Annotated in this window: 17 protein-coding genes; 16 read left to right on the top strand and 1 reads right to left on the bottom strand. The window is 45.1% G+C overall.

Annotated elements, in window-relative coordinates:
* Positions 1-16: 16 nt before the first annotated feature.
* From ftsY to LOZ80_RS13595, 16 genes are all read left to right on the top strand, one after another.
* Positions 17-1,012, top strand: coding sequence for a signal recognition particle-docking protein FtsY (gene ftsY / locus LOZ80_RS13670; protein WP_238171931.1), 996 nt, complete (start codon positions 17-19; stop codon positions 1,010-1,012).
* A gap of 173 nt (positions 1,013-1,185) precedes the next feature.
* Entirely contained in the window at positions 1,186-1,545 is a 360-nt protein-coding gene (locus LOZ80_RS13665; protein WP_238171930.1) for a putative DNA-binding protein, read from the top strand.
* A gap of 29 nt (positions 1,546-1,574) precedes the next feature.
* On the top strand, positions 1,575-2,933 hold the full coding sequence (gene ffh / locus LOZ80_RS13660) for a signal recognition particle protein (RefSeq protein ID WP_189012839.1): 1,359 nt from the start codon (positions 1,575-1,577) through the stop codon (positions 2,931-2,933).
* Between the two features lie 35 nt (positions 2,934-2,968).
* Entirely contained in the window at positions 2,969-3,241 is a 273-nt protein-coding gene (gene rpsP / locus LOZ80_RS13655) for a 30S ribosomal protein S16 (protein ID WP_238171929.1), read from the top strand.
* Between the two features lie 26 nt (positions 3,242-3,267).
* Entirely contained in the window at positions 3,268-3,498 is a 231-nt protein-coding gene (locus tag LOZ80_RS13650; protein WP_079408680.1) for a KH domain-containing protein, read from the top strand.
* Positions 3,499-3,580: 82 nt separating this feature from the next.
* Positions 3,581-4,096: a ribosome maturation factor RimM gene (gene rimM / locus LOZ80_RS13645; protein WP_238171928.1), complete on the top strand. Its 516-nt coding sequence runs from the start codon at positions 3,581-3,583 to the stop codon at positions 4,094-4,096.
* Complete coding sequence (gene trmD / locus LOZ80_RS13640; RefSeq protein ID WP_238171927.1) at positions 4,093-4,854, top strand: tRNA (guanosine(37)-N1)-methyltransferase TrmD; 762 nt, start codon at positions 4,093-4,095, stop codon at positions 4,852-4,854. The genes rimM and trmD overlap by 4 nt, the downstream gene beginning before the upstream one ends.
* Positions 4,855-5,014: 160 nt before the next feature.
* A complete protein-coding gene (rplS, locus tag LOZ80_RS13635; RefSeq protein WP_028558249.1) occupies positions 5,015-5,356 on the top strand; it encodes a 50S ribosomal protein L19 in 342 nt (113 codons plus the stop codon).
* 99 nt (positions 5,357-5,455) lie between these two features.
* Positions 5,456-6,073: a signal peptidase I gene (gene lepB, locus LOZ80_RS13630; protein WP_443147025.1), complete on the top strand. Its 618-nt coding sequence runs from the start codon at positions 5,456-5,458 to the stop codon at positions 6,071-6,073.
* Between the two features lie 11 nt (positions 6,074-6,084).
* Complete coding sequence (gene ylqF / locus LOZ80_RS13625; protein ID WP_189012847.1) at positions 6,085-6,951, top strand: ribosome biogenesis GTPase YlqF; 867 nt, start codon at positions 6,085-6,087, stop codon at positions 6,949-6,951.
* Between the two features lie 153 nt (positions 6,952-7,104).
* Positions 7,105-7,752, top strand: coding sequence for a ribonuclease HII (locus LOZ80_RS13620; protein WP_238171925.1), 648 nt, complete (start codon positions 7,105-7,107; stop codon positions 7,750-7,752).
* A gap of 66 nt (positions 7,753-7,818) precedes the next feature.
* Entirely contained in the window at positions 7,819-9,678 is a 1,860-nt protein-coding gene (locus LOZ80_RS13615) for a hypothetical protein (RefSeq protein ID WP_238171924.1), read from the top strand.
* Positions 9,675-9,992 (top strand): EscU/YscU/HrcU family type III secretion system export apparatus switch protein, encoded by a 318-nt coding sequence (locus LOZ80_RS13610; RefSeq protein ID WP_238171923.1) that lies wholly within the window; start codon positions 9,675-9,677, stop codon positions 9,990-9,992. Before LOZ80_RS13615 ends, LOZ80_RS13610 begins: the two co-directional genes overlap by 4 nt.
* Positions 9,989-10,366, top strand: a complete 378-nt coding sequence (locus LOZ80_RS13605) for a YraN family protein (RefSeq protein WP_238171922.1) — start codon at positions 9,989-9,991, stop codon at positions 10,364-10,366. The genes LOZ80_RS13610 and LOZ80_RS13605 overlap by 4 nt, the downstream gene beginning before the upstream one ends.
* Before the next feature lie 252 nt (positions 10,367-10,618).
* Entirely contained in the window at positions 10,619-11,548 is a 930-nt protein-coding gene (locus LOZ80_RS13600; RefSeq protein ID WP_238171921.1) for a S66 peptidase family protein, read from the top strand.
* 284 nt (positions 11,549-11,832) lie between these two features.
* Entirely contained in the window at positions 11,833-12,468 is a 636-nt protein-coding gene (locus LOZ80_RS13595) for a GIY-YIG nuclease family protein (RefSeq protein ID WP_238171920.1), read from the top strand.
* A gap of 34 nt (positions 12,469-12,502) precedes the next feature.
* Here the strand turns inward: LOZ80_RS13595 and LOZ80_RS13590 are convergent, their stop codons facing one another.
* Positions 12,503-12,766: a hypothetical protein gene (locus tag LOZ80_RS13590; protein WP_238171919.1), complete on the bottom strand. Its 264-nt coding sequence runs from the start codon at positions 12,764-12,766 to the stop codon at positions 12,503-12,505.
* Positions 12,767-12,901 lie beyond the last annotated feature (135 nt).

Below are 12,901 nucleotides of genomic sequence, written 5' to 3'. Positions count from 1 at the left end.
TTTCCTAGGAGGAACCATGAGCTTTTTTAAACGACTAAAAGATAGTATTTCCAGCAAGGCCGAAGCTGTTACGAATAAATTTAAAGAAGGACTAACCAAAACGAGGGACGCCTTCGTTGATCGCGTAGATGACTTATTTAGTCGCCGTAAGAAGATTGACGAAGATTTCTATGAAGAGCTTGAGGAAATTCTAATCGGCGCCGATGTAGGTGTGAATACGGTTTTGAAGTTGATTAATGAGCTTCGTGCTGAAGTGAAAAAGCGTAAAATCGAGAATCCGGCGGAACTTCAACCGATTCTTTCTGAGAAGCTTGTTGAGCTGTTGAAAGGGGATGCGGATGCAGGATTAAATCTGAATCCGAACGGGTTGTCCGTGATTTTGTTCGTAGGGGTTAATGGTGTAGGCAAAACAACGACAATTGGCAAAATGGCTCACATGTTCAAATCACAAGGCAAAAAAGTGCTGATGGCTGCCGGAGATACGTTTCGTGCCGGGGCTATAGAACAATTGGAGACTTGGGGAGAACGTGTCGGTGTTGATGTCATCAAACAACAGTCTGGCGCAGATCCCGCCGCGGTGATGTTCGATGCTGTGCAAGCAGCCAAAACACGAGGAGTCGACATCCTGTTATGCGATACTGCGGGCCGCTTGCAGAACAAAGTGAATCTGATGGAGGAACTGAACAAGATTTATCGCGTTATTCAGCGGGAAGTACCGGATGCTCCTCATGAGGTTATTCTTGTTTTGGATGCGACAACGGGGCAAAATGCGCTTAGCCAGGCCAAATTGTTCGGCGACAAAACGGGTCTTACAGGATTGGTTTTATCCAAGCTGGATGGCACAGCGAAAGGCGGTATTGTTGTAGCGATTCGTCAGGAACTGTCTTTACCGGTGAAATTCGTAGGACTTGGAGAGAAAATGGATGATCTCCAGCCATTTGATTCAGAGCAATTTGTTCATGCTTTGTTTGGCAAATGGATTGGCGAGCAAAAGGAAGAAACCGATATTTAATTCTGGTATTCTTGTTATGGAACTCAAAATTCGTCTCAACCGCACGGCGGTTTGAGGTGAATTTTTTGTTTTTTAAACTGACAAGGTCAAATGCTTGACATTCATCTCGGAATTCAGTATGATAGGTTCTGTTGTGCTGGTGTCAAGTGCGCAACCTTTACGGAGGTGGAGTTATGACGCTCGATCAGATCGATCAGATGCTGGAGAAGACGAATCGCATTAACTTGCTGTTTGATTTCTATGAAGCGCTGTTGACCGATAAACAGAGAACATTCCTCCAATTGTATTTTCACGATGATTACTCCTTGGGAGAAATCGCTGAGAACTTTGAAATAAGCCGCCAAGCGGTCTATGAGCATATTAAACGAGCAGAGTTAACCTTGCAGGATTATGAAGGCAAGCTGCAGCTAGTACATAAACATGAACAGCGCATGAAGCTGCGTACAGAACTGATTCAAGTGATGGATCAATGCGATCCTGAGCTAAAGAGGAAAACGACGGAGCTTTTTGATACAATAGTAGGGATAGATTAAATAAAGTCCAGAGGCAGGAGGTGAAGCGCATGGCATTTGAAGGATTAGCAAACCGATTGCAGAACGTATTCGGCAAGCTGAGAAGCAAAGGTAAGCTGACTGAAGAAGATGTAGGCGAAGCGCTTCGCGAGGTTCGATTGGCTCTGCTCGAAGCGGACGTTAACTTTAAAGTGGTGAAAGACTTTATTGCTAAGGTGAAGGAACAGGCAATTGGACAAGATGTATTGAAGTCCTTCACACCTGGCATGGTTGTTATCGATATTGTTAACAAAGAGCTTACCTCTCTTATGGGAGGCACACAAAGTAAACTGGCACGCTCGAATCGACCGCCGACGATCATTATGATGGCAGGCTTGCAAGGGGCAGGGAAAACAACAACCTCTGGTAAATTAGCCAAAATGCTGCTCAAGCAGAACCACAGACCGCTTCTCGTAGCTTGTGATATATACCGTCCAGCCGCGATCAAGCAGCTTCAGGTTCTGGGAGAACAATTGCAAGTGCCTGTATTCGCGCTTGGTGATCAAGTGAACCCGGTCGACATTGCCAAAGCCGGACTTCAGCATGCCAAAGATAATGGTAATGATTACGTCATTATCGATACCGCCGGTCGTCTCCACATCGATGAGAATTTGATGGACGAGCTGAAGAATGTACGAACTGCCGTAGAACCTGATGAGATTTTGCTTGTTGTCGATGCGATGACAGGTCAGGATGCTGTCAATGTGGCAGAAAGCTTTCACAAGCAGCTTGAGCTGACAGGTGTTGTATTAACGAAGCTGGATGGCGATACCCGCGGTGGTGCTGCGTTGTCCGTCAAAGCTGTAACAGGCTGTCCGATCAAGTTTGTGGCTAGCGGCGAGAAGATGGATGCATTGGAACCTTTCTTCCCGGATCGTATGGCTTCAAGAATATTGGGCATGGGCGATATGCTTACTCTGATTGAGAAGGCGCAAGCCGGAATTGATATGGATAAGGCGAAAGAGATGGAGCGCAAAATGCGCAACGCCGAGTTCACCTTTGAAGATTTCCTTGATCAGATGGAGCAAGTTAAGAAAATGGGCCCTTTGGATCAAATTTTGGATATGCTGCCTGGTGCGAACAAGATCAAAGGCATGAAGGATATGAAGGTTGACGATAAACAAATGGCACGTGTTGAGGCTATTGTGAAGTCGATGACCACGGAAGAAAAGCGCAAGCCTGAGCTCCTCAATGCAAATCGCCGCAAGCGGATTGCTATGGGAAGCGGCAACTCCGTTCAGGAAGTTAACCGTTTCATCAAACAGTTCGACGATATGCGTAAGATGATGAAGCAATTCTCTGGTATGATGGGTCCTAAAGGCGGCAAAGGTATGAAAAAGCTCGGCAAGGGATTTAAATTTCCCTTTTAAATAAGCTATTTATTCTAAGTAGGAGGTGATTTTTCATGGCAGTACGTATTCGTCTTAAACGTGTAGGCGCTCATAAAGCTCCTTTTTACCGTGTAGTGGTTTCGGATTCCCGTTCCCCACGTGATGGTCGTTTTATTGAAGAAATCGGTACTTATAACCCGATTGCAGAACCAGCAGCAGTTTCTCTTGATGAGGAAAAAGCGCTGAAATGGCTTCAAACTGGCGCTCAACCGTCCGATACAGTTCGCAGCCTGTTCTCAAAAGCAGGTTTGATGACTAAATTTCACGAGCTGAAATTACAGAAGTAATCTGTTATCTTTCGGAGGGTGAGTTCATGAAGGATCTTATCACGGTAATTGCTAAGGCACTTGTCGATCATCCGGAAGAAGTACGTGTCACTGTGGTGGAGAAAGATGACAAGATTGAGTTCAGGCTGTCTGTTCACCCCGACGATGTCGGTAAAGTGATTGGCAAGCAAGGCAAGATTGCGAAATCGCTCCGCACAGTGGTCACGTCGGCAGCTGTGAAAGAAACGAAGCGGGTAGCCGTCGAAATCGTTTCATAAGAAAGTAGGTTAGGATTTAGTTCCTAGCCTTTTTCTTGTATGGTTTGGAAGGTAAATTAATGTGGAGGTTGGGCAAGCGAATATGAGCGAAAAACTGGTCACCATTGGTAAAGTTGTAAACAGCCACGGGATTCGTGGAGAACTAAAAATAGTTCCAGAAACAGATTTCCCAGAACGTTTTGATAAAGGCAATTCGCTGATTATTGTAGATTCTCAAAATAAGCAAACGCCGGTGACGGTGCTATCGTCCCGCTTACATAAAAATGTGTTTATCATCCAATTCGCAGGATTCACAGACATCAATGAGGTAGAGAAATTTAAAGGCTCGCTTCTCAAAATCGAAAGCACCCAGCAGCAACCGCTCGATGAGGGAGAGTATTACTATCACGAAATTATCGGGTGCAACGTGATAACGGAAGATGGCCAAGAATTAGGCTTAGTGTCGGAAGTATTAACACCCGGTGCTAATGATGTGTGGGTCGTAGCTTTGGCGAAAGGAAAGCAACTATTACTGCCTGTCATTGATGATGTAATCCTTGATGTCGATGTCGCTAACAAAATAATCCGCATCCACCTGATGGAAGGGTTGCTAGAATGAGAATCGATGTGTTGACGCTCTTTCCTGAGATGTTTGATGGCGTTTTTTCGTCCAGCATATTGGGGAAAGCGCGTGATAAAGGAATCGTTTCGTTGAATACAGTAAATTTTCGTGATTATGCGAATAATAAGCATAATACAGTCGATGACTATCCTTACGGCGGCGGCGGCGGAATGGTTTTGAAGCCTGAGCCGATTTTTGCCGCGGTTGAAGCTCTGCCCGTTCATGAACAACCGGGAGAAGAGCAGGTAAAGCCGCGTGTGATTCTGATGTGTCCGCAAGGTACGCCTTTTACGCAAAAGAAAGCGGAGGAACTATCGAGCGAACAACATCTTGTGTTTATTTGTGGTCATTACGAAGGCTACGATGAGCGGATTCGGCAATATCTAGTGACGGACGAGCTCTCCATCGGAGATTATGTATTAACAGGCGGTGAATTACCCGCTATGGTTGTTATAGACAGCGTAGTGAGGCTCCTGCCTGGTGTGCTGGGCAATGAAATGTCCGCTGTGACGGATTCATTCTCAACAGGTCTATTGGAGTATCCGCATTATACGCGGCCAGCTAAGTTCAGAGAGTGGGAAGTACCTGAAATGCTGATGTCCGGCCATCACGAGAATGTAAGGAAATGGCGCAGGAAAGAATCATTGTTCCGTACATTGGAACGACGCCCGGATTTGCTTGTAGATAGAGAGTTATCCAAAGAAGAGAAGGCATGGGTTGCCGAATGGCATGCCCAGCAGCAAAAGGTTGAATAGCCAAAAACTTCTCTATTGATATTATTATTTATCTATGATAATATATATTCTGTTGTGATTTTTTCAACAGTTCGAGTCTGGTGGTCCTCTACGCATAACAACTACGATCTACTTTGTGAATGAGCGGAATGAACACCTGTGTGGAAGGAGGGAGTCAACTATGAATCTTATTCAAGAGATTACGAAAGAGCAACTCCGTACGGATATTCCTAATTTCCGTCCAGGAGACACACTTAAAGTACACGTAAAAGTTATCGAGGGTACACGTGAGCGTATTCAGCTGTTCGAAGGTGTTGTTATTAAACGCCACGGCGGTGGAATCAGCGAAACGTTTACAGTTCGTAAAATTTCTTACGGTGTGGGTGTGGAAAGAACTTTCCCATTCCATTCTCCGAAGATTGACAAGATTGAAGTGGCTCGCCGTGGTAAAGTTCGTCGTGCGAAACTTTATTATCTGCGTGGTCTTCGTGGTAAAGCTGCAAGAATCAAAGAAATTCGATAAGAAAAACGGGGGGCTTGTTCAGGCAAGTCTCCTTTTCATTTTCATTGTGCATACTAGATCTAACGACATAAACCAAAACTGGAAAAGAGGCAATCAGTGATGGAACAAAAGAACCAGGATCAGCCTTACATAGAGCAGGACTCAGCGGCAGCTGCTGCGCCTGCAAAATCAGCTAAAAATGAGACATGGGAATGGATTAAAGCTTTGGTTATTGCGGGCGTGCTTGTGATTATCATTCGCTGGTTCTTGTTCTCGCCGTTCATCGTCGATGGAGATTCCATGCGCCCGAATTTCTCTACCGGTGAAAGACTTATCGTGAATAAAATTGTGTATGATATTCGCTCGCCGAAACGGGGAGAGGTTATCGTCTTCCACGCTCCGGAAGGTAAGGATTACATCAAACGCGTCATCGGGCTCCCAGGTGAGACAGTGAAAGTGACGGGCGACAAAGTCTTCATTAATGGACAAGAGATTGATCAGCCTTTCATCAAAGAAGCGATTGAACAAGCTAATAAAGATGGACATCCCTACAATACATTGTCCGATTACCCGGAAACCAAAATTCCGGATAACGAGATATTCGCTATGGGAGATAATCGTCCGAATTCCAAAGATAGCCGTGCAAAGAGTGTAGGTTTCGTACCCTACGACAAAATTGTTGGCCGTGCAGAAGTCATTTTCTGGCCAGTGAGCAAAATTAGTTTCATACATTTTTGAGGTGAAGAAGAATGACCATTCAATGGTTTCCCGGTCACATGACCAAGGCGCGAAGACAGATTGAAGAAAAGCTTAAGCTGATTGATGTCGTCATTGAGCTCTTGGATGCCCGCATACCACTCTCCAGCCGGAACCCGATGGTTGATGAGATTTTAAAGGATAAACCGCGCTTGGTCTTGCTGAATAAGAATGATTTGGCGGACCCGCAAGTCACTGCGGAATGGGTCAAATATTTTGCCGAGCAAGGTCTTCCGGCGTTACCGATTGATGCTGCCAACGGAACTCATCTGAAAGAAATCTTACCGCGAGTTAAGCAGCTTTGGGCTCACAAGATTGAGAGTCAGCTTCGCAAGGGGATTAACCCTCGTGCGGTAAGAGCGCTTATTGTTGGGATTCCAAATGTGGGCAAATCGACGCTTATTAATCAGCTTGCAGGCAAGAAAATTGCCGCGACTGGAGATAAGCCAGGGGTTACCAAGGGGCAGCAGTGGATTAAAGTCGGCACTGAGATGGATTTGTTGGATACACCGGGGATTTTGTGGCCCAAATTCGAAGATCAAATGGTTGGCATGAGATTGGCGGCTACAGGGGCGATCAAAGAAGAATTGCTTCATTTGGATGAAATCGCGCTTTTCGTTGTTAAATACATGGTTCAGCATTATGGAACTGGTATTCAGGAGCGATATGCCATTCAAGAGCTACCCGAGGATATGGATAATATTCATGAGGTCATTAAGGTTATGGAAGCGATAGGCCGGAAACGCGGAGCAATTGTAAGCGGTGGTAAGGTCGATTTGGACAAGGCTTCCTTGATTATTATTCGTGAACTTCGAGCAGGTAAAATGGGGCGTATTTCTTTGGAAAAGCCTTTGCGTTAATCAAAATCGATTGAATGAAAGTCATTTTGGAGTTCCGCTGTGATAGCGGGCTCCAAGATGGCTTTTTTTTTTGGCAAGATGCAAGCAAAAAATGGTATGGCTTGACGTGGCGTCAATCCTTTATAATGAAGAGATGGAAAGGGGCGAAAGCCGTTGCTAGAGTACGAAAAACAAATATGGGAGCAAGGCTTCAGCCTTGTTGCTGGCATAGATGAAGTAGGAAGAGGCTGTCTATTCGGCGATGTCGTGGCGGCTGCGGTTATTCTTCCCAAGGGGTTTCTGCTGGAGGGAGTCGATGATTCCAAAAAGCTTTCTGAGAAGAAAAGGGAGCTGTTATTCGACCAAATTATGAGCGAAGCGCTTGCAGTGGGTGTAGGCATTGTGGATGTTGATGCGATTGAAGCCTTAAATATTAAACAAGCTGCTAGACAGGCTATGAAGCAAGCTGTGGAACAATTGAAGATCGTGCCAGACTATCTGCTGGTAGATGCTGAAGTTGTAAGTGTGGACATCGAACAGACAGCGATTATTCATGGTGATGCGCTAAGTCAATCGATTGCCGCCGCTTCCATTATTGCCAAGGTCACACGTGACCGTATGTGCATAGAATGGGACAAGCAATATCCTGAATATGGCCTTGCTGTACATAAAGGTTATGCAACGAAGCACCATAGAGAGATGCTTTTGCGCTATGGACCTACCGCGCTTCATCGAAAGTTATTTATTCGCAAGGTTATGGCTCAATTGGAATTGAAGGAATCTGCCTCTCAGACAGAGCAGCTTGAATTGGATCTTATTTAACTTAAACGTGTAAAGATATGTTTGGAAAACGCCGATACTATACATAGGGTGACAGGAAGACTCGAGGTGATCAATGTGAATATTAGCGGACTGATTCGTAATTTGGTCGGAGAATTAACCGCATCGGATAGCAAGGTGCTTGAATTAAAGGTGGGGCAGATTGTCAAAGGTGTTGTGCTTCAACTGCTTAGTGATCAAGAAGCATTATTGAATATTGGTGGTGTACAAGTTCGTGCCAAGCTGGAAACTCCGCTTAAACAGGGAGAGGTGACGATGCTGCAAGTGCAACCGGAATCTTCCAGCGGCGGTCAAGTTTTGTTGAAACCACTCACTGCATCGGATGTGCAGATTGCGGATGATTCGCTTGGTGATCTGCTCAAGGCTTTCAATGTAAAGGATACTGCCAGTAATCGGCAAATGGTTCAGCAGATGCAGCAAGATGGTGTTCCTGTATCGAAGGAAAATGTTAAAGCATTTGATCAATTAATGCGTAGTCTGCCTGAAGGGGCAAATAAGGAAGAGTGGGCCCAGGCAGCCATACTTGCTCACAAAAAGGGATTGCCGCTCACGATGGAGACGGTAGGGGCCTTGAAGCAGGTGACAACGGGTCCGCCTGTAGGCAAAGTTCTGGAGCAGGTCGAGCAGCAGGCTAATGCGCTGCTTGAGCAAGATCCAGCTCATCCAGCGGCTGATACCGCCAAGCAGGTTGTCGCGCTGCTCAAGGAGCTGCGGGCTTCTGCCGCAGCGACATGGCCTGCGCGGCCGCCAGAGGCCCCGGCGGCCGATGACGCTGCTGCGCCAGCTGCTTCGCAGGCTGGCGCTGGGAAGACGGCGGCTCCTGCAGGGGCGCCGCAGGTGAGTACCGGCAGCCCGCCTGCGGCTGCTGCCGGTCCAGCTCCGCCCGCTGCTAGCGCAGCAGCGGGGCTGGAAGAGCCCGCCGCGGCTGCGCCGCGCGCGGAGAAGGCCGCCGGCGAAGCCCCGGCGGCGGGACAGCCGGCCGCCCGCACAGCGGGGGCGGCCGAGCAGGCTCAGGCGCGGAGCGCTGAGCCTGTACGCGAAGGCGAACCGCCTAAGGCGGGTTCGCCGGCAGAGCCCCAGCCGTCTGCGAAGCAGAAGGCGGCGGCTCCGGCAGAGGCGCAGGCGCGAAGCGCTGCGCCGGACGCGCCAGCGGCTGAGAGTGAGACTAACTGGATCAGTCGGATGCTCAAAGCTGTGGGCGTGGAACATGAAGCTCATCTAGCCGCTAAGCTGGATGAGCGTGTAGATCCGATGCTACGCGGACGGACACAAACAGATGACCTGCAGCCGAATCTAATCGCTGCTGGCAATCAGCAGGATGACATGGTTAAGCCTGCGGCTGACACGCTCAAAAGTCTGCTGCTGCAGCTAACCGCATCCGATGACACGCCAGCGCCGCTCAAAGAGGCGGCGCAGCAAGCCATAGGGCAAATTACCGGCCAACAGCTCATGCTGACTGGTGACAAAAGTGCAATGTTTGCCCATATGACGCTATTCGTCCCTTTCATGGATGGGACAGGCCAACAGTCGGCCGCCATTCACATCCAATCCCGCAAAGGCAAACGCGGAGAAGTAGATGCAAGCAATTGCCGACTTCTTTTTGATCTGCAAATGAAAGTTATGGGCAACACGCTGTTGGATGTGCAAGTTGTGAATAAAATTGTTTCATTGAATATCCATAATGATCATCCTGCCTTAGCACCTTTAATGGAGGAATCCAAAGAAGAAATAACAGCAGCCATGCAGAAAGCTGGATATCAATTTATATCGTTGAAGTGTTCCCCATACCCTTTGCCTCCTGTGATGAAAGAAAATGAATCAGAGAAGCAAGGGATTTCAGATGGCAGAGCTGATCTAAGGGCGCTATTTCAGCCGAAAACGTACAAGGGAGTGGATTTCCGAGCATGAACAAGCATAGGAATCCATCCGAGGCACCGGCATCGACACCACTCAAAAAAGCTGTAGCGCTTCGATATTCACCGGAAACACAAAAGGCTCCAACCCTTATCGCCAAAGGCAGTGGGCATATGGCAGAAGCTATTTTGCAGAAAGCCAAAGATAATGGAATCCCTATCCAAGAGGACTCCTCACTTGTGGAAGTATTGTCAAAATTAGATTTGGATCAAGAAATTCCTCCCGAATTATACCAACTGGTTGCTGAGGTGCTTAGCTTTATTTATCGTTCAGATAATCGGATGAGACCTAAGAGGAATGACGAATGACCGAAATGCGCAATGATTCAAGGAAACAATTAGGGAAATTCGGCGAAGATACAGCTGAGAGCTATTTAATTGAGATGAACTACCGGATTGTAGCGCGGAATTGGCGATGCCGGACAGGAGAACTCGATATCATTGCTGAAAAAGCAGGCGTATTAATCTTTATTGAGGTCCGAACAAGAAAACCCTCCCTGCATTTTGGGACCGCTAAAGAATCGATTGATTTTAGAAAGCAGTTAAAGGTCAGAGAGACAGCACAATTTTATTTGCATCGTTTTCAACAGTATGAGAGACCAGTTCGCTTTGATGTTATCACGATAGAAGTAATTTTAGGTGTAGAAGCACCCCGCATCGAACATATAGAAGGAGCCTTTTGATACGGCTGTCGTGGGACAGACGCCTCAAAAGGCTTTTTTTACACGAGTTTAACTGCGTTTGGAATTCACATCCTTCCTCCTCATGCACAAAGGGCATCTAATGAACTGTAGGCGGTAAAGGTGATCATTTGCTTGAAATAGCGAGTCTGGCATTCATTAGATGTTCAGAATGAGCGAAATTGAGCGAAGGTATCATTATTTTCGCTTTCCGAACATAAATATTACTTACAGACTTGCTAGGAGAGTGGAGACATGCCTATTTATCCACCCATATTAAAACGTGGTGACACAATAGGAATTGTTACATTAGGAAGTCCACTTGCCCAGGACACCATACATACTGGTATTTCAGTATTGCAAAGCATGGGATTTCAGGTTATTTTAGGTGACTATGTGTATGCAGTAAATGGTTTTCTTGCTGGAACAGATGAACAAAGAGCGATCGATCTCATGAATATGTTTGCTAATCCAAAAGTTAATATGATTCTTCCTACAAGAGGAGGAGTAGGCGTAGCGGGAATTCTCCCGCATTTGGACTACGAATTAATTTCAGCAAATCCCAAAATACTCACAGGATACAGCGATGCTTCTGTTTTATTAAATACCTTATATCAATTTTCCGACTTAGTGACTTTTTCTAGTCTGCTGCTTATCGATTTTAGGGCGTCTACTCCTGCTTTTAATTTCAATCAATTCTTTGAGGCGGTTTCTACTGTAAAATCTCCAAGGCGAATCCAAAATCCTCCAGGTAAGGTCCTAACAAGTAAAGTGGTTGGCAATGTGACTGCACCTATGGTCGGAGGCAACCTGTCTTCAATTACGGATACTTTGGGTACCTCGTTCGAAATTGAGACTAGAGGAAAAATTCTATTCCTTGAAGAAATTCATGAACCTATAAACAAGGTGTATAGAATGATCAAGCATCTAATATTGGCAGGTAAGTTGTATGATTGTGTTGGAATTGTAATGGGGGAGTGTTCAGGCTGCCCAGATGCCTACGGCAAATCGTACAATGATCTGATCAATGAACTATTAGTACCTTTAGGGAAGCCGCTAATGACTAATTTGGCAGCCGCTCATGGCATATATAAGGTTGCTGTACCGATTGGCGCATTGGTAAATCTCAACACGTATACTAGTGTTTTGACTGTGCTTGAACCAACTGTTAGTACAGTTACCTAAGCGCTAAATGAGTAACAGAAGTAAGGTTGAACACATCGAGGGAGCCTTTGAGGCGTTGGTCATTGACCCGACGTACTAGAAGGCTTTTTTTATCGTTAAATCTAACAAAGGTAATATTTGTATTGCCTTCCATCGTTCGACACATGTAAAATAGTCTTTGCGCGATATGTCATTAGATCAATTCTGTGCACTCAAACTAGTAGATTCATCCAACATTCATCCTAATACAGAAAGAAGCTAACTGTCTTATGCTGCACAATGAACAAGTTATGAGGTTTATCTATGTGTTAAAACTAGATAGTGGTCATTATTATATTGGACAGACAGACAATCTTGAGAGACGTATCGCTAAACATGGAACAAGTAAAGGTGCGACTTGGACAGAAATCTATAAACCAATTTCTATGATCGAAACATTGGCTGTTGGTATATGTAATTATTTTGAAGCTCTGAAAACGGAGAATGAAATTACTTTAGATTATATGCGGAAGTATGGCTGGCAGCGAGTGAGAGGTGGGGATTTTTCTAGCTCTGACGAGAAAGCTATCTATGATAAATTAATAAAATTGAAAAGCAGAAATTTAATACATTTTGAAATCAATGAGCCCATCTACAAGGAGAAACATCACCCAGAGAATTACAGTGGTAAACATAAGATTAAAGATAAACCTGCTGTTTTTCTAAATTTAAATAGTAGTATAAGAAATACAGTTCTAAATTCAATTCATGTTGAATTTAAAAAGCAAATAAGTAATACAACTCTTGACGAGATCGAGCAACTTGACATTTTTGCCTTAAGAGATAAGTGGTTTAGAACAACTGAAGGCAGATTTCCTAAAGTGGATGAAGATGAAGTGCTATTGCAACTAGAGAGTCTGAAAACAAACAGGATTAAAATAGAGAAGGCGAAGAGCAATTAAATCAATGTAAGTGGAGATTTTAAACGTGGATGTTTTATTTTCTTCTAGATGATCTCCTAACATTAATAAACAAAGCTGCGAGCCCAAGCAATGTGCAGATGAGAATGATGGGGACTACATTTCTTTTTTTGAATTTTTTTACACTTTTCTCGCTAAACTCTCTTTCACCCAATAAGGACATCTTTTGTTGAATTTCTTTCAATCTATCCCCATGTAGTGGCTCAAAAAAAGCCGCTTTAATTCCTGTCATAAAGCCTATTGCCAACCAACTTAAAATAACGATTAGAACCCAATTCATTTAGGCCACCAACTTTCGCATAGATGATTTCAACTATAAATATATTGTAGCGGATATCAAAGTTATTCTACAAAATAAAACTCTAAATAGGTATCTTTCAAATAGAGGGAAGCTTTCGAGGCGTTGACATTGGTC

This window comes from Paenibacillus sp. HWE-109 (assembly GCF_022163125.1).
Lineage (GTDB): Bacteria > Bacillota > Bacilli > Paenibacillales > NBRC-103111 > Paenibacillus_E.
Note: the sequence above shows the minus strand (reverse complement) of the source record. Positions and strands in the feature narration are given on the sequence as shown.